This window comes from Pseudomonas sp. JS425 (genome assembly GCF_018223845.1).
GTDB classification, from domain to species: domain Bacteria; phylum Pseudomonadota; class Gammaproteobacteria; order Pseudomonadales; family Pseudomonadaceae; genus Aquipseudomonas; species Aquipseudomonas asiatica.
The window spans coordinates 3,056,553-3,077,532 of the sequence record NZ_CP073661.1 but is presented as its reverse complement, the minus strand read 5'-3'; the positions used below and the strand labels follow the sequence as shown (position 1 = coordinate 3,077,532).

The 20,980-nt window shown below is 57.7% G+C and carries 29 protein-coding genes and 9 pseudogenes; 24 read left to right on the top strand and 14 right to left on the bottom strand.

Features of this window, described 5'->3' with window-relative positions; all coding sequences use genetic code 11:
* Positions 1-10: 10 nt before the first annotated feature.
* The gene (gene merP, locus KDB76_RS14425; RefSeq protein WP_003131880.1) at positions 11-289 is read right to left on the bottom strand and encodes a mercury resistance system periplasmic binding protein MerP; all 279 of its coding nucleotides are present in this window, start codon (positions 287-289) and stop codon (positions 11-13) included.
* Positions 290-302: 13 nt separating this feature from the next.
* On the bottom strand, positions 303-653 hold the full coding sequence (gene merT, locus KDB76_RS14420) for a mercuric ion transporter MerT (protein WP_023102385.1): 351 nt from the start codon (positions 651-653) through the stop codon (positions 303-305).
* Between the two features lie 52 nt (positions 654-705).
* Between merT (KDB76_RS14420) and merR (KDB76_RS14415) the strand changes: the two genes are divergently transcribed.
* From merR (KDB76_RS14415) to KDB76_RS14405, 3 genes and pseudogenes are all read left to right on the top strand, one after another.
* Positions 706-1,179, top strand: a complete 474-nt coding sequence (merR, locus tag KDB76_RS14415) for an Hg(II)-responsive transcriptional regulator (RefSeq protein WP_023102386.1) — start codon at positions 706-708, stop codon at positions 1,177-1,179.
* Positions 1,180-1,212: 33 nt separating this feature from the next.
* Positions 1,213-2,037: pseudogene (locus KDB76_RS14410) on the top strand (IS256 family transposase); the annotation flags it as partial.
* 210 nt (positions 2,038-2,247) lie between these two features.
* Positions 2,248-2,664 (top strand): SufE family protein, encoded by a 417-nt coding sequence (locus KDB76_RS14405; protein ID WP_033869425.1) that lies wholly within the window; start codon positions 2,248-2,250, stop codon positions 2,662-2,664.
* Positions 2,665-2,667: 3 nt separating this feature from the next.
* Here KDB76_RS14405 and yidD read toward each other — a convergent pair whose 3' ends face one another.
* The 8 genes from yidD to merT (KDB76_RS14360) form a co-directional block, all read right to left on the bottom strand.
* On the bottom strand, positions 2,668-2,943 hold the full coding sequence (gene yidD / locus KDB76_RS14400) for a membrane protein insertion efficiency factor YidD (RefSeq protein WP_049870841.1): 276 nt from the start codon (positions 2,941-2,943) through the stop codon (positions 2,668-2,670).
* 53 nt (positions 2,944-2,996) lie between these two features.
* On the bottom strand, positions 2,997-3,470 hold the full coding sequence (gene hisI, locus KDB76_RS14395) for a phosphoribosyl-AMP cyclohydrolase (protein WP_034389874.1): 474 nt from the start codon (positions 3,468-3,470) through the stop codon (positions 2,997-2,999).
* Positions 3,471-3,632: 162 nt separating this feature from the next.
* Positions 3,633-3,974: a mercuric resistance transcriptional repressor MerD gene (merD, locus tag KDB76_RS14385; RefSeq protein ID WP_033869424.1), complete on the bottom strand. Its 342-nt coding sequence runs from the start codon at positions 3,972-3,974 to the stop codon at positions 3,633-3,635.
* Positions 3,971-4,597, bottom strand: a complete 627-nt coding sequence (gene merB / locus KDB76_RS14380; RefSeq protein WP_171026923.1) for an organomercurial lyase MerB — start codon at positions 4,595-4,597, stop codon at positions 3,971-3,973. The genes merD (KDB76_RS14385) and merB (KDB76_RS14380) overlap by 4 nt, the downstream gene beginning before the upstream one ends.
* A gap of 95 nt (positions 4,598-4,692) precedes the next feature.
* Positions 4,693-5,346 carry a phenylmercury resistance protein MerG gene (gene merG / locus KDB76_RS14375; RefSeq protein ID WP_033869423.1) on the bottom strand — a complete coding sequence of 218 codons (654 nt, stop codon included), beginning with the start codon at positions 5,344-5,346 and terminating at the stop codon, positions 4,693-4,695.
* A gap of 35 nt (positions 5,347-5,381) precedes the next feature.
* On the bottom strand, positions 5,382-7,067 hold the full coding sequence (gene merA, locus KDB76_RS14370; protein ID WP_034036508.1) for a mercury(II) reductase: 1,686 nt from the start codon (positions 7,065-7,067) through the stop codon (positions 5,382-5,384).
* Positions 7,068-7,138: 71 nt separating this feature from the next.
* Positions 7,139-7,414, bottom strand: a complete 276-nt coding sequence (merP, locus tag KDB76_RS14365; RefSeq protein ID WP_003131872.1) for a mercury resistance system periplasmic binding protein MerP — start codon at positions 7,412-7,414, stop codon at positions 7,139-7,141.
* Positions 7,415-7,427: 13 nt separating this feature from the next.
* Positions 7,428-7,778, bottom strand: coding sequence for a mercuric ion transporter MerT (merT, locus tag KDB76_RS14360; protein ID WP_033869416.1), 351 nt, complete (start codon positions 7,776-7,778; stop codon positions 7,428-7,430).
* A gap of 71 nt (positions 7,779-7,849) precedes the next feature.
* On the opposite strand from merT (KDB76_RS14360), the gene merR (KDB76_RS14355) reads away from it, so the two are divergent.
* On the top strand, positions 7,850-8,290 hold the full coding sequence (gene merR / locus KDB76_RS14355) for an Hg(II)-responsive transcriptional regulator (RefSeq protein ID WP_003131870.1): 441 nt from the start codon (positions 7,850-7,852) through the stop codon (positions 8,288-8,290).
* 162 nt (positions 8,291-8,452) lie between these two features.
* Here merR (KDB76_RS14355) and KDB76_RS30070 read toward each other — a convergent pair whose 3' ends face one another.
* Entirely contained in the window at positions 8,453-8,668 is a 216-nt protein-coding gene (locus KDB76_RS30070) for a co-regulatory protein PtrA N-terminal domain-containing protein (protein ID WP_017849619.1), read from the bottom strand.
* A 195-nt stretch (positions 8,669-8,863) separates the two neighbouring features.
* Positions 8,864-8,980, bottom strand: a pseudogene (locus KDB76_RS29820) (type II toxin-antitoxin system RelE/ParE family toxin); the annotation flags it as partial.
* 262 nt (positions 8,981-9,242) lie between these two features.
* On the opposite strand from KDB76_RS29820, the pseudogene KDB76_RS14350 reads away from it, so the two are divergent.
* The 4 genes and pseudogenes from KDB76_RS14350 to KDB76_RS14340 all read left to right on the top strand — a co-directional run.
* Positions 9,243-9,500, top strand: a pseudogene (locus KDB76_RS14350) (MerR family DNA-binding protein); the annotation flags it as partial.
* 43 nt (positions 9,501-9,543) lie between these two features.
* Positions 9,544-9,789: pseudogene (locus tag KDB76_RS14345) on the top strand (transposase); the annotation flags it as partial.
* A 22-nt stretch (positions 9,790-9,811) separates the two neighbouring features.
* A pseudogene (locus KDB76_RS29815) lies at positions 9,812-10,257 on the top strand (DDE-type integrase/transposase/recombinase); the annotation flags it as partial.
* Positions 10,258-10,571: 314 nt separating this feature from the next.
* Entirely contained in the window at positions 10,572-10,904 is a 333-nt protein-coding gene (locus KDB76_RS14340; RefSeq protein ID WP_033979951.1) for a DUF2790 domain-containing protein, read from the top strand.
* A gap of 203 nt (positions 10,905-11,107) precedes the next feature.
* Here KDB76_RS14340 and merR (KDB76_RS14335) read toward each other — a convergent pair whose 3' ends face one another.
* Positions 11,108-11,542, bottom strand: a complete 435-nt coding sequence (gene merR, locus KDB76_RS14335; protein WP_005303925.1) for an Hg(II)-responsive transcriptional regulator — start codon at positions 11,540-11,542, stop codon at positions 11,108-11,110.
* A gap of 71 nt (positions 11,543-11,613) precedes the next feature.
* Here merR (KDB76_RS14335) and KDB76_RS14330 point away from each other — a divergent pair, with 71 nt between their 5' ends.
* The 8 genes and pseudogenes from KDB76_RS14330 (at position 11,614) to merB (KDB76_RS14295) (ending at position 16,712) form a co-directional block, all read left to right on the top strand.
* Entirely contained in the window at positions 11,614-11,964 is a 351-nt protein-coding gene (locus KDB76_RS14330) for a mercuric transport protein MerT (protein ID WP_001294663.1), read from the top strand.
* A gap of 13 nt (positions 11,965-11,977) precedes the next feature.
* Positions 11,978-12,253 (top strand): mercury resistance system periplasmic binding protein MerP, encoded by a 276-nt coding sequence (merP, locus tag KDB76_RS14325; RefSeq protein WP_011405607.1) that lies wholly within the window; start codon positions 11,978-11,980, stop codon positions 12,251-12,253.
* A 187-nt stretch (positions 12,254-12,440) separates the two neighbouring features.
* Positions 12,441-14,150 carry a mercury(II) reductase gene (merA, locus tag KDB76_RS14320; RefSeq protein ID WP_011405608.1) on the top strand — a complete coding sequence of 570 codons (1,710 nt, stop codon included), beginning with the start codon at positions 12,441-12,443 and terminating at the stop codon, positions 14,148-14,150.
* 80 nt (positions 14,151-14,230) lie between these two features.
* A complete protein-coding gene (merG, locus tag KDB76_RS14315) occupies positions 14,231-14,839 on the top strand; it encodes a phenylmercury resistance protein MerG (RefSeq protein ID WP_231990915.1) in 609 nt (202 codons plus the stop codon).
* An 80-nt stretch (positions 14,840-14,919) separates the two neighbouring features.
* Complete coding sequence (gene merB, locus KDB76_RS14310; RefSeq protein ID WP_011405610.1) at positions 14,920-15,558, top strand: organomercurial lyase MerB; 639 nt, start codon at positions 14,920-14,922, stop codon at positions 15,556-15,558.
* Positions 15,555-15,746 (top strand): annotated as a pseudogene (gene merD, locus KDB76_RS14305) (mercuric resistance transcriptional repressor MerD); the annotation flags it as partial. The gene merB (KDB76_RS14310) and the pseudogene merD (KDB76_RS14305), both read left to right, overlap by 4 nt.
* Positions 15,682-15,981, top strand: coding sequence for a hypothetical protein (locus KDB76_RS14300; RefSeq protein ID WP_235924378.1), 300 nt, complete (start codon positions 15,682-15,684; stop codon positions 15,979-15,981). The pseudogene merD (KDB76_RS14305) and the gene KDB76_RS14300, both read left to right, overlap by 65 nt.
* Before the next feature lie 80 nt (positions 15,982-16,061).
* Positions 16,062-16,712, top strand: coding sequence for an organomercurial lyase MerB (gene merB, locus KDB76_RS14295; RefSeq protein ID WP_249206224.1), 651 nt, complete (start codon positions 16,062-16,064; stop codon positions 16,710-16,712).
* Positions 16,713-16,835: 123 nt separating this feature from the next.
* Here the strand turns inward: merB (KDB76_RS14295) and KDB76_RS14290 are convergent, their stop codons facing one another.
* The gene (locus KDB76_RS14290) at positions 16,836-18,140 is read right to left on the bottom strand and encodes an IS1380-like element ISPa33 family transposase (RefSeq protein ID WP_038409882.1); all 1,305 of its coding nucleotides are present in this window, start codon (positions 18,138-18,140) and stop codon (positions 16,836-16,838) included.
* Between the two features lie 121 nt (positions 18,141-18,261).
* On the opposite strand from KDB76_RS14290, the pseudogene merD (KDB76_RS14285) reads away from it, so the two are divergent.
* The 8 genes and pseudogenes from merD (KDB76_RS14285) to KDB76_RS14250 form a co-directional block, all read left to right on the top strand.
* Positions 18,262-18,453: pseudogene (gene merD, locus KDB76_RS14285) on the top strand (mercuric resistance transcriptional repressor MerD); the annotation flags it as partial.
* On the top strand, positions 18,389-18,688 hold the full coding sequence (locus tag KDB76_RS14280) for a hypothetical protein (protein WP_235924378.1): 300 nt from the start codon (positions 18,389-18,391) through the stop codon (positions 18,686-18,688). The pseudogene merD (KDB76_RS14285) and the gene KDB76_RS14280, both read left to right, overlap by 65 nt.
* An 80-nt stretch (positions 18,689-18,768) precedes the next feature.
* Entirely contained in the window at positions 18,769-19,407 is a 639-nt protein-coding gene (gene merB / locus KDB76_RS14275) for an organomercurial lyase MerB (protein WP_011405610.1), read from the top strand.
* A pseudogene (gene merD, locus KDB76_RS14270) lies at positions 19,404-19,595 on the top strand (mercuric resistance transcriptional repressor MerD); the annotation flags it as partial. The gene merB (KDB76_RS14275) and the pseudogene merD (KDB76_RS14270), both read left to right, overlap by 4 nt.
* On the top strand, positions 19,531-19,830 hold the full coding sequence (locus KDB76_RS14265; protein WP_235924378.1) for a hypothetical protein: 300 nt from the start codon (positions 19,531-19,533) through the stop codon (positions 19,828-19,830). The pseudogene merD (KDB76_RS14270) and the gene KDB76_RS14265, both read left to right, overlap by 65 nt.
* A gap of 80 nt (positions 19,831-19,910) precedes the next feature.
* Positions 19,911-20,549, top strand: coding sequence for an organomercurial lyase MerB (merB, locus tag KDB76_RS14260; protein WP_011405610.1), 639 nt, complete (start codon positions 19,911-19,913; stop codon positions 20,547-20,549).
* A pseudogene (gene merD / locus KDB76_RS14255) lies at positions 20,546-20,737 on the top strand (mercuric resistance transcriptional repressor MerD); the annotation flags it as partial. The gene merB (KDB76_RS14260) and the pseudogene merD (KDB76_RS14255), both read left to right, overlap by 4 nt.
* A complete protein-coding gene (locus KDB76_RS14250; protein ID WP_235924378.1) occupies positions 20,673-20,972 on the top strand; it encodes a hypothetical protein in 300 nt (99 codons plus the stop codon). The pseudogene merD (KDB76_RS14255) and the gene KDB76_RS14250, both read left to right, overlap by 65 nt.
* Positions 20,973-20,980 lie beyond the last annotated feature (8 nt).

Sequence of the window (20,980 nt, the reverse complement as noted above, 5' to 3'; positions counted from 1 at the left end):
GAAGTCCCTCCTATTGCTTGACGCTGGACGGATAGCCAGCGTCCTCGGTCGCCTTAGTCAGCGCCAGGGCATTGGTCTTGGTATCGTCGAAGGTGACGATGGCCTCGCGGTTCTCGAAACTCACCTCAGCCTTGGTCACGCCATCGACCTTGGTCAACGCCGTCTTCACCGTAATCGGGCAGGCGGCGCAGGTCATGCCCGGCACCGCCAGGGTGACGGTCTGCGTGGCCGCCCAGACGGGTGTGGCGACCAGGCTGGCGAGGGCTAAGGATGCGAGCAGTTTTCTCATGGTGAACTCCTGATCAGTAGAACAAGGGAAGGATGTAGGGGAAGCCGAGCGCGACCAGCACCAAGGCCGCCACCAGCCAGTACAGCAGCTTGTAGGAGGTACGTACCTGAGGGATGGCGCAGACCTCGCCCGGTGCGCAGGCTTGAGCGGGGCGGAAAATGCGCCGGTAGGCGAAGAACAGCGCCACCAGTGCCGCGCCGATGAAGAGCGGGCGGTACGGTTCCAGCACGGTCAGGTTACCGATCCAGGCCCCGCTGAATCCCAGGGCGATCAGAACCAGCGGCCCCAGGCAGCAAGCCGAGGCGAGGATGGCGGCTAGCCCGCCAGTGAAGAGCGCCCCGCGCCCGTTTTGAGGTTCAGACATACGCTTGCCCTTTCAAATTTGGTTTGGATAGCTTAAGCTTACTTCCGTAGTTATGTACGGAGTCAAGCGATATGGAAAAAATTTGGAGAATCTGACCATTGGCGTTTTTGCCAAGGCGGCCGGGGTCAATGTGGAGACCATCCGGTTCTACCAGCGCAAGGGCCTGCTGCCGGAGCCAGACAAGCCCTATGGCAGCATTCGCCGCTATGGCGAGGCGGATGTAACACGAGTGCGGTTCGTGAAATCGACCCAGCGGCTGGGCTTTAGCCTGGACGAAATCGCCGAGCTACTGCGGCTGGAGGATGGCACCCATTGCGAGGAAGCCAGCGGCCTGGCCGAGCACAAGCTCAAGGATGTGCGCGAGAAGATGGCCGACTTGGCACGCATGGAGGCCGTGCTGTCTGAACTGGTGTGCGCCTGCCATGCGCGGAAAGGGAACGTTTCCTGCCCGCTGATTGCGTCACTGCAAGACGGAACGAAGCTCGCTGCATCGGCGCGGGGGAGTCACGGGGTGACTACGCCTTAGCGTGCTTTATTTTCCGAATTCTGAGACGACCCCAATACTGTGTCGCGGCTCAAGAAGCAGTGGGAGGCTGAGCACGCCGAGTGGCAGAAGCGGGGCTTATCAGAGCAGCGCTACGTCTACTGGTGGGCAGACGGCGTGTACAGCAACGTGCGCATGGATGACCGTCTGTGTCTGCTGGTGATCATCGGCGTCACTGAGCAGGGCCGCAAGGAGTTGGTCGTCGTCGAGGATGGGCAGCGTGAGTCAGAGGCCAGCTGGAAAGAGCTGCTCACGGGGCTACGCGAGCGCGGGCTGACGACGGCCCCCAAGCTAGCGGTTGGCGACGGCGCCATGGGCTTCTGGGCGGCGTTGAGCAAGGTCTATCCAGAGACCGAGCACCAGCGCTGCTGGGTCCATAAGACTGCCAACGTATTGAATAAACTGCCGAAATCCGTGCAGCCCAAGGTCAAGGCCGACCTCCATGAGATCTGGATGGCCGAGACCCGCGATGAGGCGCACAAGGCTTTCGATCGCACGGTGAAACGCTTCGAGGCCAAGTACCCCAGAGCCATGGAGTGCCTGGCCAAGGATCGGGAGGAGCTGCTGGCGTTCTATGACTACCCGGCAGAACACTGGGTGCATATCCGCACCACCAACCCGATCGAGTCGACCTTCGCCACGGTCCGCCTGCGGAGCAAGCGCAGCCGGAACTGCGGCTCCAGAGCGACGACCCTGGCGATGGTCTTCAAGCTGCTTCAGAGCGCCCAGAAGCGCTGGAAGCGGATCAAGGGGTTCAACAAGCTGGAGCTGGTCGTGAACAACGTCCAGTTCAAGGACGGCGAACCCTTGACCGATCAGTCAGACAGGACTGCCGCCTGACCGGCCATACACAGAATTTGACAATAACTCGCGTTACTTAGCGGAAAGCGCTCGCCATGCCAAGCTAGATACCACCAGCCGTTATTTGCACACCGAAGCCGATGAGTGGCATCAAGAGCAGCAGCGCCACCGCTTGAAAACGCCCCCAAAAGCAGGGGCTGAAACGTTATAATAGCCGCGACTGTGATTCATCAACGCAAAGGATACGCCATGGCAACTTCAGGCGCAGAGCTAGCCCAACAGGAGCTGGTCGAAGAGTTTGAGATGTTTGATAACTGGATGGACCGTTATCAGTACATTATTGATATGGGAAAGCAGCTGCCTGACTTTCCGGAGGAGCGTCGTACGGAAGAATATAAAATCCAAGGCTGCCAATCCAACGTGTGGACGTGCCATGAACAGGCAGGCGACAAACTGGTGTTCAAGGCTACATCGGATGCTGCCATCGTATCAGGGTTAATTGCCGTATTGCTGCGTATCTATAGTGAGCGCACAGCCGAAGAGATCAATCAGACCGAGCCGCATTTCTTGAAAGATCTCGGGCTTGATAAGCACCTTTCACCCACGCGCAGTAACGGCCTGCACGCCATGTTAGAGCGTATCTATCAGGTGGCTAAGCAAGGATAAACGTTAGTGGCGGCAGAAGGTTGAGCGGCAACGCTCAGTAGGGCGGTCGTCATTTTCACGGCAGAGCGCTTCGCTGCGCCCACCGGGCACCGGATCCATGCCGCCTGGGCTGCCTGGGTGGCATTTCACGATGCGTTTGACAGCCATCCAGCCGCCTTTGAAAGGGCCGTGCACCTGGATGGCCTCGATGGTATAGGAAGAGCAGCTTGGCCAGAAGCGGCAGCGAGGGCCAAGCAGTGGGCTGATGGTGTATTGGTAAACGCGAATACAGCCCACCATCACTGCTGTTAGCAGCTTAAGAAAAACCTGTTTAATGGCGAACAGCCAATTTTTCACGGCGCTTTTTTACCGTATAGCGTGGCCGGATCAATCAGCGGCTCGCTGGTAATCTTGGCGCTGTCTGCACCGAGCGACACATAAAAGCAGCTGCGACGGCCGGAATGGCACGCGGGACCAGTTTGCTCCACCTGAACCAGCAGCGTATCACCATCGCAATCTAGCGCTGCGCTTTTAAGGCGCTGTTGCTGTCCTGATGTCTCACCTTTGCGCCATAGCTTTTGGCGCGAGCGTGAGAAGTAGCAAACTCGCTGCGTTGTTAACGTCTCTTCCAGGGCTTCTCGGTTCATCCACGCCATCATCAGTACTTCGCCCGTATCATGTTGCTGGGCAATGGCGGGAATCAGGCCGTCTTCATTAAAGCGAATGGCATCTAGTAGCGTTGCAAGCTTGGGCAGGGAAGCTGTTGTGGTCGCTGACTCTAACGCCTTAAAAAGCTGTTGAGGGGCGAGTTCATCAAATTGGGACATTAGGCATTACTCACGGATCGGCATGCTTGACATAAGCCCTGAAGCTCAATCGTTTGGCGCTCAACGTTGAAGCCTTGGCGCTGGGCCAGGGCGGCAAGCTGATCGCTAATTTCATCAAGGTGCAGCTCTTCGACGTAGCCGCACTGGCGACAGATAGTGAGGTTATGCACTGGACGCCAACTCGCCTAAAGAGGTCTCGATCACCATCAGCTCTTTTCGGCGCACATCGATCTTCCGACGCAGTTGCTCGACACATCCGTGTACGCACTTGCTATCGCCTGCATCCAACGCCCTGCAAAGTCGCGTTAACTCGTCGAGCCTGGGTCCCGACTCGAAGGCCACGCGCAGGAAACGCAACCGTTCCAGTGTTTTGGCATCGAAAACGTTGTAGCCACCTTCGGTTCGCCAGGCGGGATGCAACAACCCGCGCATCAAGTAGTCGCGCACAACATGCACGCTTACGCCTGCATCTTCAGCAAGCTTCGAAATCGAGTAGGCATTCATGCCGTGTTTCGCTCGCTGTCTTCTAACAGCTTATGCGCGATCAGATGTCCGAGACCGAATGCATTCTCGACAGGCACGAGCTCTATCCCCGGGTGCGTCGAAGCCCATGCATTTGCAACAGAAGGCGATGCAAAAAAATGCACATGACAGCAAAAGGAACAGCGAATGTCGGGTGAAGCATCCGGCGTTAGCAGAGACACCATTGTTTCCGCCGGTTCAACCTGAAGCACTGCTTCTGGCGCAACTGTGAGCGTAATCGGCCTGCCGGTGGCAGCACAGCGCGACGTGACACGGGCTGTTTTGCCAATCAAAGCGGGAAACATCAAGGTGTCGAGCGCACACCAGGTGTATAAACGGCGGCCATCCACTTCAAAAACGTGAGGGGTTTCGCGTAGCGTCAGGCCCAGTCCAATGATATTGCCCTGCTCGTCATATTCGGTACCGGGCGCCGGCTCAAGTACAGTTGCAACCCTCTGCCCAGACCATCCGAGTGCGGTGCCGAGCGCTTCGCGTGACACAGGCCTTCCCATCACAAGCTGACGAAGCAGGGTGACGAAGAGGGTTGCGAACTCTTCTGGATGATTGCCAGATGAGAGGCTCTCGGCAATCTTTTTGGAATATATAGTCTTGTCCAATTTCCACCTCCAACATCCAAGCAGCGGTTACGCGGCATAAACCCACCCTTGGCGATTACATGCCGCGCTTTTCAAAGATCACGTCAGCGTGCGCTTTGCCGGCGTTTCCATTCCTGGACCAGCAATTGCGCTTGCTGCACCTGTTCGGGCTTCATTTGAGCCGCATAGTCGGCAATGACTTTTGCTGCCGTTGGTTCTCCTGACGCTGCTGCCAGACTCATCCACTTGTAGGCCTGAACCTGGTCGCGCGCGACCTCACCGAGCCCCTTCGCAAACAGTTGAGCCAGCCTGACTTGAGCCTGCGTGTGTCCCTGCTCGGCAGAGAGGCGGTACCACTTGAACGCCTGTGCATCGTCGGCAGGAGCCGCACGCCCTTTCTTATACATACCGTCGACTTCGCTTGCGTAGAGGCGCCCCAGGTTGAACTGCGCATCAGCTTCACCCTGCTCGGCCGCCCTGCGAAACCACTGGATCGATGCAGCATGGTCTTGTTTTACGCCCATACCGCATTTGTAGGCAAGACCCATGATGTTCTGCGCCATGGCATCGCCCGCCCTCGCTTTCTTTTCCCAGCCGTCGACGGTCTCCGGCGCCAATGTTTCGATCGCTGCTCCCAGCTTAGAAAAGTCGTAGGCCGCCAGCGCATTGTTTGACAAGCCAAACGCTGCAGTACCCGCCAACAGAATGGTTAAGCATGCACGGGTGCAACGTGCTGTTAGTCTAATATCGCAAAACATAAAAACTCCTCTGTCGCTCTTTTCGTGTCCTTGGTTTAGCCCGCACAGCACGATAGCTGTGTCACATCCTTCGAGAAAGTCTGTGCCACCAGTTTGAGACCTTCCACCATGGTGAGGTAGGTGAAAAGTTGGTTGGCAAGATCCTGGACGGTCATGCGAGCCCGGATGGCAATCGCGGCAGTCTGGATGATCTCGCCTGCTTCCGGTGTTACAGCCTGAACCCCAAGAATGCGTCCAGATCCAGCCTCAGCGACAAGCTTGATAAAGCCGCGCGTGTCGAAGTTGGCGAGTGCACGCGGCACATTGTCGAGCGTGAGAGTACGACTGTCGGTTTGCAGGCCGATGCGCTGGGCTTCTGCTTCACTGTAGCCAACCGTGGCAACTTGCGGATCAGTGAACACGACTGCCGGCATAGCGTCGAGATCGAGCGTTGCGTCGCCGCCGGTCATGTTAATGGCCGCACGAGTGCCGGCCGCTGCCGCCACATAGACGAACTGCGGCTGGTCGGTGCAGTCGCCGGCCGCGTAGATGTTCGGGCTACTGGTGCGCATGCCCTTGTCGATGACGATGGCCCCCTGCGCATTGACGGCTACCCCCGCCGCTTCCAATGCCAGGCTGCGCGTGTTCGGTGTCCGGCCGGTGGCGACCAGCAGCTTGTCGGCGCGCACTTCGCCCTGTCCAGTGGTCAGCACGAATTCGCCGTCCACATGGGCGACTTGGCTGGCTTGCGTATGTTCCAGTACCTTGATTCCTTCGGCACGGAAGGCGGCTGTGACGGCCTCGCCGATGGCAGGGTCTTCGCGGAAGAACAGCGTGCTGCGCGCAAGGATCGTGACCTGGCTACCCAGCCGGGCGAAGGCTTGCGCCAGTTCCAGCGCCACCACCGACGAGCCGATGACGGCCAGGCGTTCGGGAATGGTGTCGCTGACCAAGGCCTCGGTCGAAGTCCAGTAGGGTGACTCTTTCAGGCCCGGAATCGGCGGCATGGCCGGACTGGCACCCGTGGCGACCAGGCAGCGGTCGAACATCACGACGCGCTCACCACCCTCGTTCAAACTAACGATAAGGCTCTGGTCGTCCTTGAAACGCGCTTCACCGTGCAGAACGGTGATGGCTGAATTGCCGTCCAGGATGCCTTCGTACTTGGCATGACGGAGTTCTTCGACACGGGCCTGCTGCTGGGCCAGCAGCCGCTCGCGCAAGATCGTCGGCGGTGTGGGTGGCATGCCGCCGTCGAATGGGCTTTCCCGGCGCAGATGGGCGATGTGGGCGGCGCGGATCATGATCTTGGACGGCACACAACCGACGTTGACGCAGGTGCCGCCGATGGTGCCGCGCTCAATCAGCGTGACCTGCGCGCCTTGCTCGACGGCCTTCAGTGCTGCCGCCATCGCGGCTCCACCGCTGCCGATCACGGCGACTTGCAACGGGCGCTCGCCGCCGCTGCCCTTGTCGGCGGCACCCATCCAGCCGCGCACCTTGTCGAACAGCCCAGTGCGGTTGTCGGTCGGCGGGGCATCGGCGAGCATCGCTTTGTAGCCCAGGCCAGCCACGGCGGCGGTCAGTGCGTCCGGCGCTGTGCCTGGATCAAGGGCGAGCTGGGCCGCGCCCTTGGCATAGGACACTATGGCAGATTGGACGCCGGGTACTTTTTCCAGCGCTTCCTTGACGTGCGCCGCGCACGAGTCGCAGGTCATGCCGGTGATTTTTAGATGGGTCATGCGACAGATCCTTTTTCGTTTGTGGTAGCAGACAAGGGCGTCAGATGTGCTGCGCTGCCGTTTTCAGTGCCTCACTTCTTGACGCTGGACGGATAGCCTGCGTCTTCGGTGGCCTTGGTCAGCTTCTGCACGCTGGTCTTGGCATCATCGAAGGTGACAACCGCTTCGCGTGTCTCGAAGGTCACGTTAACTTTGCTGACGCCTTCGACCTTGGAAATCGCCTTCTTGACGGTGATCGGGCAGGTGGAGCAGGTCATGCCCGGTACGGACAGCGTGACGGTCTGGGTGGCGGCGAACACGGGGGCAACGAAAGCGGCGAGAGCGAGGGAGGCAAACAGTTTTTTCATGATGAACTCCTGGTTAGTAGAAAAATGGCATGACGTAGGGAAAACCAAGCGCGACCAAGACCAACACGGCGACGAACCAGAAAATGAGCTTGTAGGTGGTGCGCACTTGCGGAATCGCGCACACCTCGCCCGGCTTGCAGGCTGCGGTCGGTCGGACGATGCGCCGCCAGGCAAAGAACAGTGCAACCAGCGCCGCGCCGATGAAGATCGGGCGATAAGGTTCCAACACCGTCAAGTTGCCGATCCAAGCGCCGCTGAACCCCAGGGCGATCAGAACCAGCGGCCCCAGGCAGCAAGCCGAGGCGAGAATCGCCGCAAGCCCCCCGGCGACAAGAGGGGCGCGCCCGTTTGATGGTTCAGACATGCATTTCTCCTTTCGAGCATTTGATCGATGGTTTAAGGTTAGTCCCGTAGTCATGTACGGAATCAAGCGGTATGAAAAACAATTTGGAAAGCCTGACCATTGGCGCTTTCGCCAAGGCGGCCGGGGTCAACGTGGAAACCATCCGGTTCTATCAACGCAAGGCGCTGTTACCCGAACCGGACAAGCCCTACGGCAGCATTCGCCGTTACGGTGAGGCGGATGTCGCCCGGGTGAAATTCGTTAAATCCGCGCAACGGCTGGGCTTTAGCCTCGATGAAGTGGCCGGGCTGTTGAGGCTGGATGACGGTGCTCACTGCGATGAAGCGCGTGTGCTCGCCGAGCAGAAGCTTGGGGATGTGCGTGGCAAGCTCGCGGATCTGCGACGGATCGAGTCAGTTTTGGAGCAACTGGTTCACGACTGTTGTGCGAGCCACGGGACTGTTTCCTGTCCGCTGATCGTTTCGCTGCATGGGGACAACTCGGGCGTTAACCGAGGATTTCCCGTTGCGTAAGGCGCCCCTGTTGGTCGGCTTGCGCTTAGAAAAAAGCGGCGCTCAATGAGCGCCGCTGAATGGCCAAAGGAGCACTTGCAAAGGGCACAGTTTGGTATTGCTATTTGCCCTCGCGCCTCAGCAGAGTGGGCTCACGTTGCATCTGGTCGAGTAGCACAGGCTCTACTTTGCAGGCGGACAGGCGGGCTGCGCTTCGCTACGGCCTGCCGCCGTGGGGCCCAGTTGCTTAATCTCCTTGACGGTTTCCGCCACCAGGGTCGCTTCAGCCCTCTCGCGTGCAGCAATTCGCTCAATCGCTCGGTCGCTCCCGCCCTCGGCCCATACGGTGGATGACAGCAGAGTCGCACCCACTACCAGCAGCAGTCTTAGGTGTTTCATAACGGCGATCTCCTCTCGGGTTTTCGATCCACGATTCAACTCTACCTCCGTAGTTAAGTACGGAATCAAGGAGAGAGGAGATGAAGGTCCTGGATTATGGCGCTGAGAGGAAATGGCAGGGCTCCGCCATGAAGACGGCGATTGCTTCAGGGCCGTCTAGGGCTGCTGCTGGGTCGTAGTCGTAAATTTTTTCGCTCATTCTGACCTCCACTCGCTGGCGAGTTTTTTAGCCGCTTCAATATCACGGCTTTGGCTGCTTTTGTCGCCGCCGCACAACAGCAAAACGAATTCATCACCTCGCTGCTGGAAATAGGGGTTGGGGGAGCAACGGAACAGAAAGTGCACTTAAGCTCAGTCGCTGCCCCGCAAACCCTTGCAACGTCTGGATAGTTTCGAAAAACGACCGTTTTATGAAACCGTTTCCGCTATCGCGAGGAAAGGTCACCAACACCCGAAAATCAGTGCAATAAACCTTTCTCACGAATCAAAGTTCGTTAATTCGCAGTCGCTGACGAGTAAAACGAACTCTAATTCGGCTTACGTTGGTTTTCAGTTCCATTGCTCCCCAACCCCCGATGTCGCCCGGGTGAAATTCGTAAAGTCCGCGCAACGGCTGGGCTTTAGCCTCGAAGAAGTGGCCGGGCTGTTGAGGCTCGATGACGGCGCTCACTGTGATGAAGCGCGCGTGCTCGCCGAGCAGAAGCTTGGGGATGTGCGTGGCAAGCTCGCGGATCTGCGACGGATCGAGTCTGTTTTGGTGCAACTGGTTCACGACTGTTGTGCGAGCCACGGGACCGTTTCCTGTCCGCTAATCGTTTCGCTGCATGGGTAAAACGCTCTGCGTTGGCCAGTGGTTGTGAAGGGAACCAGCGGACAAGGTCTACGGCTGCCGCGGCTGTGAAGCCGCACCGGTCACCGCCGACAAACCGGCTCAACTGATCGAAAAGAGCATGGCCAGTCCTAGCGTCCTGGCGATGCTGTTGATCACCAAATACGTCGATGGTCTGCCGCTGCACCGCTTCAAAAAAATCCTCGGTCGTCACGGCGTCGATATCCCCCGCCAAACCCTGGCGCGCTGGGTGATCCAGTGCGGCGAGCACCTGCAACCGCTGCTGAATCTGTCTACGAAAACAGCCCGGCGTGCCGCGTCGGCACGAAGGCCGTATTGCGGTGCAAACCAGCGATACGCGTTGGTGCTCGGACGGCTTTGAGTTCCGCTGCGAGGACGGAGCCAAATTGAGCGTAACCTTCGCCCTGGACTGCTGTGATCGCGAGGCCATCGGCTAGGTCGCGAGCCCGACCGGGTACAGCGGCGATGATATCCGCGACTTGATGCTGGAAAGCGTGGAGAGGCGCTTCGGTGATCAACTGCCCGCCACGCCGGTGCAATGGCTAAGCGATAACGGCTCGGCGTACACCGCCGACCAGACGTGCCTGTTTGCTCGACAGATCGGCTTGCAGCCGGTGACCCCCCAGTTCGCAGCCCGCAGAGCAACGGCATGGCCGAGAGCTTCGTGAAGACGATCAAGCGTGATTACGTGGCGCACATACCTAAGCCGGATCGAGAAACGGCACTACGTAACTTGGCCAATCCCTGTGATCCTGCGTGGTCGTCTTACTTTGCCCAACGTCGAGCTGCGATAGACGTGGATTGATTGCCCGGTACTAGACCATGGTGCTGACGAAAGACTTGAGCCGGATGAGGCGCGACTCTCATGCCCGGTTCTTTGGGGGCGGTGGCGCAGTAATGCGCTGCTGTTACCCGACGAAAGTGTACTTAAGCCCTACCATCTTATCTCGGCGCCATAAACCAGGACCTTCATCTCCTCCCTCCTTGATTCCGTACTTAACTACGGAGGTAGAGTTGAATCGTGGATCGAAAACCCGAGAGGAGATCGCCGTTATGAAACACCTAAGACTGCTGCTGATAGTGAGTGCGACTCTGCTGTCATCCACCGTATGGGCCGATGGCAGTTCCGATCGCCTGTACGGTAAGATGATCCAGGCCAACGAGCAATCCATGCGCGAATACGCTAGCGCCCAAGGCAAGAACCCGCCAGAAGTCACTCACTACCGCTATGGCATGAAGCTCGACATCGCCAAGGTCATTCACGTCACGTCGACCAATGGCAACTGCGATGTGATGCCTGCGCAAATGACCTACGAGGATTCGAGCGGAAACCTGCATATTCTGGAGTACCGCGTATCAGGAACGGACTGCAGGAGCCAGCACTGAGCATTGTTGACGTGTTGCTGACGGAAAAGTAATTTTCACGTCACCCTGACGTTATTTTGCATGTGGAAGTATGTAAGAAGCGCACCCGGCTATGCCCGGCGCGCTTCGGCATATACACAACCGCACAATGAAAAATCTGCCAAAACATCAAGAGCGTTTATGAACAACAAGGGGGCACCTCAGAAAACGGAAAATAAAGCACGCTAAGGCATAGCTGACCTTGCCAGGCCTGCTTCGCCCTGTAGTGACGCGATCAACGGGCAGGAAACATTCCCCTTTCGTGCATGGCAGGCGCACACGAGTTCAGACAGCACGGTTTCCATGCGCGCCAAGTCGGCCATCTTCTCGCGCACGTCCTTGAGCTTGTGTTCGGCCAGGCTGCTGGCCTCCTCGCAGTGGGTGCCATCGTCGAGCCGCAACAGCTCGGCAATCTCGTCCAGACTGAACCCCAGCCGCTGTGCCGATTTCACGAATTTCACCCGAACCACGTCCGCCTCCCCATAGCGGCGGATGCTGCCGTAAGGCTTGTCCGGTTCCGGCAACAGGCCCTTGCGCTGATAGAAGCGGATTGTCTCCACGTTGACCCCGGCCGCCTTGGCAAAAACGCCAATGGTCAGGTTTTCCAAATTATTTTCCATATCGCTTGACTCCGTACATGAGTACGGAAGTAAGGTTACGCTATCCAATCCAAATTCAAAAGGGCCAACGTATGTCTGAACCACAAAACGGGCGCGGTGCGCTCTTCGCCGGCGGGCTGGCCGCCATTCTTGCATCGACCTGCTGCCTGGGGCCGCTAGTACTGGTCGCCCTGGGCTTCTCCGGTGCTTGGATCGGCAACCTGACGGTGCTGGAACCCTATCGACCGTTGTTCATCGGCGCGGCGCTAGTGGCGCTGTTCTTCGCCTGGAAGCGGATTTACCGGCCCGTGCAGGCATGCAAGCCAGGTGAGGTCTGCGCGATTCCGCAGGTGCGCGCCACCTACAAGCTGATTTTCTGGATCGTGGCCGTGCTGGTCCTGGTCGCGCTTGGATTTCCCTATGTCGTTCCATTTTTCTATTAACCAGGAGTTCATCATGAAGAAACTGTTTGCCTCCCTTGCCCTCGCCGCCGCTGTTGCCCCGGTGTGGGCCGCCACGCAGACGGTCACCTTGGCCGTTCCTGGCATGACCTGCGCGACTTGTCCTATCACCATTAAAAAGGCCTTGAGCAAGGTCGACGGTGTTAGCAAGACCGAGGTCGACTTCTCAACCAAGCTTGCCGTCGTAACGTTTGACGATGCGAAGACCAACGTCCAGGCGCTTAGCAAGGCGACGACGGATGTAGGCTACCCATCTGAGCTGAAGAAGTAAGGCAACAAATAACGGCAGCATCGCTAGAACCACGGCAGAGATGCCGCTCAGGCGATTCTGCCGGTCGTCATCGCGTGAGCAGCCTGTAAACGACCCACGGAGCCTGTTCCCTGAAGCGCACAACCGATTCAGTGACCGAGGCGTCGTACTAGTTGGCTTGGGCACAACGGATAAAAGAGAGAGCGGAATGCAAGAGTTAAACGAAGTTGGTTTGAGCGTGGCGGGAATGACTTGCCCAAGTTGTACAAGGCACGTTGAGGACGCGCTGCTGGCGGTCCCCGGCGTAACGCGAGCGGCTGTCGATTATCCATCGAACAAGGCGCAAGTCACAGGCAATAGGCTTGACGTGTCCGCGCTCGTAGCAGCAGTGGGCGCCCTTGGTTACGGTGCTACGCCTACAGACGAATTTGAAAGCAAAGAGCGCAGTGTTGAACAGCCAGGACTCCTTGGCAAAGCCGCCCAGTGGCTGAGCGGCGAGCGCGCGGTGGAGAAACCGGCAGGTCAGCTGCATGTGGCGATCATCGGTACTGGCGGCGCCGCTGTGGCAGCAGCGCTGAAGGCAGCTGAAAACGGTGCCCGTGTCACCCTGATCGAGCGGGGAACTATCGGCGGCACCTGCGTCAACGTGGGCTGCGTCCCTTCTAAGATCATGATTCGGGCAGCGCATATCGCTCATCTGCGACGCGAAAGTCCTTTTGACGTGGGACTGTCGGCAACGCCCCCAGTTGTCCTGCGTGACCGTCTGCTGGCGCAACAGCAGGCCCGTGTGGACGAGCTGCGTCATGCTAAATATGAAAGCATCCTCGAAAGCAATCCGTCGATCAATCTGGTGCGAGGCAGCGCCCGATTCAAGGATGGCCAAACGCTTATCGTGGAAGCGGCAGAAGGTGACACTCGCGAAGTGGCCTTCGATCGCTGTCTCATTGCCACTGGTGCAAGCGCTGCCATCCCGCCGTTGCCTGGTCTTGCAGGAACGCCATATTGGACGTCCACCGAAGCCCTGGTTAGCGAAGCCATTCCTAAACGGCTGGCAGTAATTGGCGCCTCGGTCGTAGCACTGGAACTGGCACAAGCGTTTGCGCGCTTGGGCAGCGAGGTGACGGTCCTGGCCCGGCGCACCTTGTTTGCCAGTGACGACCCTGCCATTGGCGAGGCCGTGACTGCAGCTTTCCGTGCGGAAGGCATCACGGTGCTGACACAGACGCAGGCGAGTGCCGTGACCTATTGCGACCGCCAATTCATCCTGACGACCGCGCAGGGCGAGTTAAAGGTGGATCAATTGCTTGTTGCCACCGGCCGCACGCCAAATACCGCAAGCCTGAATCTCGAGCGCGCAGGTGTGACGTTTGACTCGCAACATCGCATCCTGATCGATCAAGGCATGCGCACGAGTGCTTCGAACATTTACGCAGCTGGCGACTGCACTGACCAGCCTCAGTACGTCTACGTTGCAGCCGCGGCTGGTACCCGGGCTGGCATTAATATGACCGGCGGCGACGTAAAGCTCGATCTCGACGCCATGCCGGCAGTCGTGTTCACCGATCCGCAAGTTGCCACGGTAGGCTACAGTGAAGCAGAGGCCCAGCGCATTGGTCTGCAAACCGAAAGCCGTACGCTCACGCTCGACAATGTGCCGCGTGCACTCGCCAACTTCGATACCCGCGGCTTTATCAAGCTTGTTGCTGAGGCAGGGTCCGGACGCATTCTCGGAGTCCAGGCTGTGACACCGGAAGCAGGCGAAATCATCCAGACTGCCGCGATTGCCATCCGGGCCCGCATGACCGTCCAGGATCTGGCTAACCAGCTTTTCCCTTACCTCACCATGGTTGAAGGTCTCAAACTGGTGGCACAGACTTTTTCGAAGGATGTGACACAGCTATCGTGCTGTGCCGGCTAAACCTTGGGCACCAAAACAGGGACAGAGGAGTTTTTATGTTTTGTGACATCAGACTTAAATTACGCCGTGTACGCGCGTGCTTGACGATCGTACTGGCAAGTACCGCAACGTTAGGCATGCCAAACCAAGCGTTGGCGGCTTATGATTTTTCTAAGCTCGGCGCCGCGATTGAAACATTGTCGCCAGAGACCGTCAGTGATTGGGAAAAGAAGGCCAGGGCTGGCGATGCCATGGCTCAGAACATCATGGGTCTTGCGTACAAATGCGGTATGGGCGTAAAGCAAAACCACGCGGCATCGATCCAGTGGTTCCGCAGGGCGGCCGAGCAGGGTGAAGCCGATGCACAGTTCAACCTCGGGCGCCTCTACGGAAGTGAAGTCGACGGTATGTATAAGAATGGGCGTGCGGCTCCTGCCAACGATGCAGAGGCTTTCAAGTGGTACCGCCTCGCTGCCGAGCAGGGACACACGCAGGCTCAAGTCAGGCTGGCCCAGCTGTTTGCAAAGGGTCTTACCGACATCGCGCCCGACCAGGTGCAGGCATACCAGTGGATGAGTCTGGCCGCAGCGTCGGGAGAACCGACAGCAGCAAAAGTCGTTGCAGACTATGCAGCTCAAATGAAGCCCGAACAGTTACAGCAAGCCCAGCTGCTGGCCGAGGAATGGCAACGCCGGCAAGGCACAAAGTAATTCGTCTTTTTTAAGCGCAGGACGTAACCGCCGAGTAAGGTTTATCTCGGTTGATCGCTGCCCGATATAACAGGTGGAAAATGGACAAGACTATTTATTCCAAAAAGATTGCCGAAAGCCTTTCATCTGGCAATCATCCTAAAGAGTTCGCAACGCTCTTTGTCGCGCTGCTCCGACAGCTAGCGATGGGGGGACCTGTATCACGCGAAAAGCTCGCCGGCGCACTCGGATGGTCTGGAGCGAGAGTTGCAACGGTACTTGAGCAGGCACCTGGTACGGAATATGACGACGAGGCCAATATCATTGGACTGGGGCTGACACTACGTGAAACCTCTCACGTTTTTGAGGTGGATGGCCGTCATTTGTACACATGGTGTGCGCTGGACACCTTGATGTTTCCCGCCTTGACCGGCAAGATTGCCCGTGTCACTTCCCGCTGCGCCGCCACCGGTAGGCCGATCACTCTCACCGTTGCACCAGAAGCAGTGCTTCATGTCGAACCGGCAGAAGCAATGGTTTCACTGCGAACTCCGGATACTTCGCCCGACATTCGTTGTTCGTTTTGCTGTCATGTGCATTTCTTTGCGTCTCCGTCTATTGCAAATTCGTGGGCTTCGACCCACCAAGGGATTGAGGTCGTGCCTGTCGAGAGTGCGTTCGACCTTGGTCATGATGTCGCGCTTAAGCTGCTAGAGGACTGCGAGGAAAGCCCAGTATGAATGCGTACTCGATATCGAAGCTGGCTGATGATGCTTGCGTCAGCGTGCATGTCGTGCGCGACTACATGATACGCGGCTTGTTGCACCCTGCTCGGCGAACCGAAAGTGGCTATAACATTTTCGATGACAAAACACTCGGAAGGCTGCGGTTTCTCCGCGCAGCCTTCGAGTCCGGAATTGGGCTCGACCGAGCAGGGACACACGCAGGCTCAAGTCAGGCTGGCCCAGCTGTTTGCAAAGGGTCTTACCGACATCGCGCCCGACCAGGTGCAGGCATACCAGTGGATGAGTCTGGCCGCAGCGTCGGGAGAACCGACAGCAGCAAAAGTCGTTGCAGACTATGCAGCTCAAATGAAGCCCGAACAGTTACAGCAAGCCCAGCTGCTGGCCGAGGAATGGCAACGCCGGCAAGGCACAAAGTAATTCGTCTTTTTTAAGCGCAGGACGTAACCGCCGAGTAAGGTTTATCTCGGTTGATCGCTGCCCGATATAACAGGTGGAAAATGGACAAGACTATTTATTCCAAAAAGATTGCCGAAAGCCTTTCATCTGGCAATCATCCTAAAGAGTTCGCAACGCTCTTTGTCGCGCTGCTCCGACAGCTAGCGATGGGGGGACCTGTATCACGCGAAAAGCTCGCCGGCGCACTCGGATGGTCTGGAGCGAGAGTTGCAACGGTACTTGAGCAGGCACCTGGTACGGAATATGACGACGAGGCCAATATCATTGGACTGGGGCTGACACTACGTGAAACCTCTCACGTTTTTGAGGTGGATGGCCGTCATTTGTACACATGGTGTGCGCTGGACACCTTGATGTTTCCCGCCTTGACCGGCAAGATTGCCCGTGTCACTTCCCGCTGCGCCGCCACCGGTAGGCCGATCACTCTCACCGTTGCACCAGAAGCAGTGCTTCATGTCGAACCGGCAGAAGCAATGGTTTCACTGCGAACTCCGGATACTTCGCCCGACATTCGTTGTTCGTTTTGCTGTCATGTGCATTTCTTTGCGTCTCCGTCTATTGCAAATTCGTGGGCTTCGACCCACCAAGGGATTGAGGTCGTGCCTGTCGAGAGTGCGTTCGACCTTGGTCATGATGTCGCGCTTAAGCTGCTAGCCCGGATTTCTCATGAGGCCGGCAGGCGTGGCCGGTGAAGCCTCGGTGTATCAACAACCTGCCTTCCACCGCTAAAAATTGATCGTTTTTTATTCAATTCCCGCGTATGGGGCGCACTGCCCCCTTTCCCCCATTGAGCCGGGCCGGGGGCGCCCGCCTGTTCAGGTCGGCTTGAGGCGGGCAACCAGCCCCGCAAAGAGTTCCTGATGCGGATAGGCCTCGCTGATCAGCACGCGGATGCGCCGGCTGTTGCGAATGATCACCGCACCGATCTTGAGCAGTTTCAAGCGCAGGTTATGGATGCTCATGCGCGCCAATGCGGTGCCCTGGAGATGATCGCGTAGCCGTTCGAACAGCACATAGGCAAAGGCCGACAGCATCAGCCGCCACTGGTTGGTCCACCAGCGTGGGCTGGAGGTGCGGTCGGCGAACAGATCCAACTGTTGGTCCTTGATCCGATTCTCCATGTCGCCACGGCCGCAGTAGTCTTCGTAGTACTGCTGGGCAGCATCCTCGGCAAAGCGGGACACGACGATGAAGCGTGGATTGGCACCCTGCTCGCCATGTTCCAGGCGCGACACGACCAGGCGGCGCCTACGCCAACTACCGGCCTGATAGAGGAAGCGATACACGCCGGACATCTTCTGCCCGGTTTCTTGGTAGGCCTCGGCGACAGCTTGCATGGCCGGCGCCGCCATCCGCTGCAGGCGGGTGTTGCGGGCCAGACCCACCACATAATCCACCTGCTTGCGGTCACACCAGTCGAGCATGCGATGTCGGCAAAAACCGCCGTCACCGCGGAACACGATGCGGGTCTCTGGCCAGAAGCGGCGAATGAACTTGACCAGCAGTGCCAGGATGGCCCAACTGTGTCGGGCGCCATCGATGTTGCTCGGGCGCAAATAGCTCACCAGCAGATGGCGACCACAGAACACATAGAGCGGCAGGAAGCAGTAATGGTCGTAATAGCCATGGAAGAAGCGCCCTTCCTGATCACCATGCACCGGCACATCGGTCGCATCGAAGTCGAGCACGATCTCAGCCGGCGCCTGGTCATGCTGGGCGATGAAGTGCTCCCACAGCAGGCGATGGGCTTGCACCACCGTTTCGCGATCGGCTTGCTGTTCCAGGCGCCCCAGAGTGGATTTGCCGGCCAGCGGTTGCAGGCGGTTGACCGCAGTCTGCAGCGCGTAGTCATGGCGCAGGCCGTCATGATCGTTGAGATCCTCGTAGCCGGCGGCCAGTGCATAGATACGCTGGGCGAGCAGTGTCTGCAGTCCGTGCTGGACACGCCCAGGATCACGCCGATCGGGAACGATTTTGGCCAGGCGGCGGGTCAAGCCATGTTGCTGGTCGACCTCGCGCAGCAGCAACAAGCCCGCATCCGAGGTGATGTGACCACCGGTGAAAGAGGCCTCGACGAGGCGGCGAGAGAGGGGTGAAAAGTGGAGTTTTTCTGGTAGCATTTTGTGCGCGGCTGAAGACTTATGGGGCTTTGTTTGGCGACAAGAATCATAAGGCTTTCAGCCGTTTTTGTTTATGCGGTCATGAGAAATCCGGGCTAGAGGACTGCGAGGAAAGCCCAGTATGAATGCGTACTCGATATCGAAGCTGGCTGATGATGCTTGCGTCAGCGTGCATGTCGTGCGCGACTACATGATACGCGGCTTGTTGCACCCTGCTCGGCGAACCGAAAGTGGCTATAACATTTTCGATGACAAAACACTCGGAAGGCTGCGGTTTCTCCGCGCAGCCTTCGAGTCCGGAATTGGGCTCGACCGAGCAGGGACACACGCAGGCTCAAGTCAGGCTGGCCCAGCTGTTTGCAAAGGGTCTTACCGACATCGCGCCCGACCAGGTGCAGGCATACCAGTGGATGAGTCTGGCCGCAGCGTCGGGAGAACCGACAGCAGCAAAAGTCGTTGCAGACTATGCAGCTCAAATGAAGCCCGAACAGTTACAGCAAGCCCAGCTGCTGGCCGAGGAATGGCAACGCCGGCAAGGCACAAAGTAATTCGTCTTTTTTAAGCGCAGGACGTAACCGCCGAGTAAGGTTTATCTCGGTTGATCGCTGCCCGATATAACAGGTGGAAAATGGACAAGACTATTTATTCCAAAAAGATTGCCGAAAGCCTTTCATCTGGCAATCATCCTAAAGAGTTCGCAACGCTCTTTGTCGCGCTGCTCCGACAGCTAGCGATGGGGGGACCTGTATCACGCGAAAAGCTCGCCGGCGCACTCGGATGGTCTGGAGCGAGAGTTGCAACGGTACTTGAGCAGGCACCTGGTACGGAATATGACGACGAGGCCAATATCATTGGACTGGGGCTGACACTACGTGAAACCTCTCACGTTTTTGAGGTGGATGGCCGTCATTTGTACACATGGTGTGCGCTGGACACCTTGATGTTTCCCGCCTTGACCGGCAAGATTGCCCGTGTCACTTCCCGCTGCGCCGCCACCGGTAGGCCGATCACTCTCACCGTTGCACCAGAAGCAGTGCTTCATGTCGAACCGGCAGAAGCAATGGTTTCACTGCGAACTCCGGATACTTCGCCCGACATTCGTTGTTCGTTTTGCTGTCATGTGCATTTCTTTGCGTCTCCGTCTATTGCAAATTCGTGGGCTTCGACCCACCAAGGGATTGAGGTCGTGCCTGTCGAGAGTGCGTTCGACCTTGGTCATGATGTCGCGCTTAAGCTGCTAGAGGACTGCGAGGAAAGCCCAGTATGAATGCGTACTCGATATCGAAGCTGGCTGATGATGCTTGCGTCAGCGTGCATGTCGTGCGCGACTACATGATACGCGGCTTGTTGCACCCTGCTCGGCGAACCGAAAGTGGCTATAACATTTTCGATGACAAAACACTCGGAAGGCTGCGGTTTCTCCGCGCAGCCTTCGAGTCCGGAATTGGGCTCGACCGAGCAGGGACACACGCAGGCTCAAGTCAGGCTGGCCCAGCTGTTTGCAAAGGGTCTTACCGACATCGCGCCCGACCAGGTGCAGGCATACCAGTGGATGAGTCTGGCCGCAGCGTCGGGAGAACCGACAGCAGCAAAAGTCGTTGCAGACTATGCAGCTCAAATGAAGCCCGAACAGTTACAGCAAGCCCAGCTGCTGGCCGAGGAATGGCAACGCCGGCAAGGCACAAAGTAATTCGTCTTTTTTAAGCGCAGGACGTAACCGCCGAGTAAGGTTTATCTCGGTTGATCGCTGCCCGATATAACAGGTGGAAAATGGACAAGACTATTTATTCCAAAAAGATTGCCGAAAGCCTTTCATCTGGCAATCATCCTAAAGAGTTCGCAACGCTCTTTGTCGCGCTGCTCCGACAGCTAGCGATGGGGGGACCTGTATCACGCGAAAAGCTCGCCGGCGCACTCGGATGGTCTGGAGCGAGAGTTGCAACGGTACTTGAGCAGGCACCTGGTACGGAATATGACGACGAGGCCAATATCATTGGACTGGGGCTGACACTACGTGAAACCTCTCACGTTTTTGAGGTGGATGGCCGTCATTTGTACACATGGTGTGCGCTGGACACCTTGATGTTTCCCGCCTTGACCGGCAAGATTGCCCGTGTCACTTCCCGCTGCGCCGCCACCGGTAGGCCGATCACTCTCACCGTTGCACCAGAAGCAGTGCTTCATGTCGAACCGGCAGAAGCAATGGTTTCACTGCGAACTCCGGATACTTCGCCCGACATTCGTTGTTCGTTTTGCTGTCATGTGCATTTCTTTGCGTCTCCGTCTATTGCAAATTCGTGGGCTTCGACCCACCAAGGGATTGAGGTCGTGCCTGTCGAGAGTGCGTTCGACCTTGGTCATGATGTCGCGCTTAAGCTGCTAGAGGACTGCGAGGAAAGCCCAGTATGAATGCGTACTCGATATCGAAGCTGGCTGATGATGCTTGCGTCAGCGTGCATGTCGTGCGCGACTACATGATACGCGGCTTGTTGCACCCTGCTCGGCGAACCGAAAGTGGCTATAACATTTTCGATGACAAAACACTCGGAAGGCTGCGGTTTCTCCGCGCAGCCTTCGAGTCCGGAATTGGGCTCGACCGAGCAGGGACACACGCAGGCTCAAGTCAGGCTGGCCCAGCTGTTTGCAAAGGGTCTTACCGACATCGCGCCCGACCAGGTGCAGGCATACCAGTGGATGAGTCTGGCCGCAGCGTCGGGAGAACCGACAGCAGCAAAAGTCGTTGCAGACTATGCAGCTCAAATGAAGCCCGAACAGTTACAGCAAGCCCAGCTGCTGGCCGAGGAATGGCAACGCCGGCAAGGCACAAAGTAATTCGTCTT

What these genes read in the sequence shown, in the direction of transcription:
- KDB76_RS14330 (WP_001294663.1), top strand. Translation starts at nt 11,614, where the DNA reads ATGTCTGAACCACAAAACGGGCGCGGTGCGCTCTTCGCCGGCGGGCTG.
- KDB76_RS14280 (WP_235924378.1), top strand. Translation starts at nt 18,389, where the DNA reads ATGACAAAACACTCGGAAGGCTGCGGTTTCTCCGCGCAGCCTTCGAGT.
- merB (WP_011405610.1), top strand. Translation starts at nt 18,769, where the DNA reads ATGGACAAGACTATTTATTCCAAAAAGATTGCCGAAAGCCTTTCATCT.
- KDB76_RS14250 (WP_235924378.1), top strand. Translation starts at nt 20,673, where the DNA reads ATGACAAAACACTCGGAAGGCTGCGGTTTCTCCGCGCAGCCTTCGAGT.
- merT (WP_033869416.1), bottom strand. Translation starts at nt 7,778, where the DNA reads ATGTCTGAACCATCAAACGGGCGCGCCCCTCTTGTCGCCGGGGGGCTT.
- merG (WP_033869423.1), bottom strand. Translation starts at nt 5,346, where the DNA reads ATGTTTTGCGATATTAGACTAACAGCACGTTGCACCCGTGCATGCTTA.
- hisI (WP_034389874.1), bottom strand. Translation starts at nt 3,470, where the DNA reads ATGTCCCAATTTGATGAACTCGCCCCTCAACAGCTTTTTAAGGCGTTA.
- KDB76_RS14300 (WP_235924378.1), top strand. Translation starts at nt 15,682, where the DNA reads ATGACAAAACACTCGGAAGGCTGCGGTTTCTCCGCGCAGCCTTCGAGT.
- merA (WP_034036508.1), bottom strand. Translation starts at nt 7,067, where the DNA reads ATGACCCATCTAAAAATCACCGGCATGACCTGCGACTCGTGCGCGGCG.
- KDB76_RS30070 (WP_017849619.1), bottom strand. Translation starts at nt 8,668, where the DNA reads ATGAAACACCTAAGACTGCTGCTGGTAGTGGGTGCGACTCTGCTGTCA.
- yidD (WP_049870841.1), bottom strand. Translation starts at nt 2,943, where the DNA reads ATGGTGGGCTGTATTCGCGTTTACCAATACACCATCAGCCCACTGCTT.
- merT (WP_023102385.1), bottom strand. Translation starts at nt 653, where the DNA reads ATGTCTGAACCTCAAAACGGGCGCGGGGCGCTCTTCACTGGCGGGCTA.
- merR (WP_005303925.1), bottom strand. Translation starts at nt 11,542, where the DNA reads ATGGAAAATAATTTGGAAAACCTGACCATTGGCGTTTTTGCCAAGGCG.
- KDB76_RS14290 (WP_038409882.1), bottom strand. Translation starts at nt 18,140, where the DNA reads ATGCTACCAGAAAAACTCCACTTTTCACCCCTCTCTCGCCGCCTCGTC.
- merP (WP_003131880.1), bottom strand. Translation starts at nt 289, where the DNA reads ATGAGAAAACTGCTCGCATCCTTAGCCCTCGCCAGCCTGGTCGCCACA.
- merB (WP_249206224.1), top strand. Translation starts at nt 16,062, where the DNA reads ATGGACAAGACTATTTATTCCAAAAAGATTGCCGAAAGCCTTTCATCT.
- merR (WP_023102386.1), top strand. Translation starts at nt 706, where the DNA reads ATGTACGGAGTCAAGCGATATGGAAAAAATTTGGAGAATCTGACCATT.
- KDB76_RS14265 (WP_235924378.1), top strand. Translation starts at nt 19,531, where the DNA reads ATGACAAAACACTCGGAAGGCTGCGGTTTCTCCGCGCAGCCTTCGAGT.
- merP (WP_011405607.1), top strand. Translation starts at nt 11,978, where the DNA reads ATGAAGAAACTGTTTGCCTCCCTTGCCCTCGCCGCCGCTGTTGCCCCG.
- KDB76_RS14405 (WP_033869425.1), top strand. Translation starts at nt 2,248, where the DNA reads ATGGCAACTTCAGGCGCAGAGCTAGCCCAACAGGAGCTGGTCGAAGAG.
- merA (WP_011405608.1), top strand. Translation starts at nt 12,441, where the DNA reads ATGCAAGAGTTAAACGAAGTTGGTTTGAGCGTGGCGGGAATGACTTGC.
- merR (WP_003131870.1), top strand. Translation starts at nt 7,850, where the DNA reads ATGAAAAACAATTTGGAAAGCCTGACCATTGGCGCTTTCGCCAAGGCG.
- KDB76_RS14340 (WP_033979951.1), top strand. Translation starts at nt 10,572, where the DNA reads ATGAAACACCTAAGACTGCTGCTGATAGTGAGTGCGACTCTGCTGTCA.
- merP (WP_003131872.1), bottom strand. Translation starts at nt 7,414, where the DNA reads ATGAAAAAACTGTTTGCCTCCCTCGCTCTCGCCGCTTTCGTTGCCCCC.
- merB (WP_011405610.1), top strand. Translation starts at nt 14,920, where the DNA reads ATGGACAAGACTATTTATTCCAAAAAGATTGCCGAAAGCCTTTCATCT.
- merD (WP_033869424.1), bottom strand. Translation starts at nt 3,974, where the DNA reads ATGAATGCCTACTCGATTTCGAAGCTTGCTGAAGATGCAGGCGTAAGC.
- merB (WP_011405610.1), top strand. Translation starts at nt 19,911, where the DNA reads ATGGACAAGACTATTTATTCCAAAAAGATTGCCGAAAGCCTTTCATCT.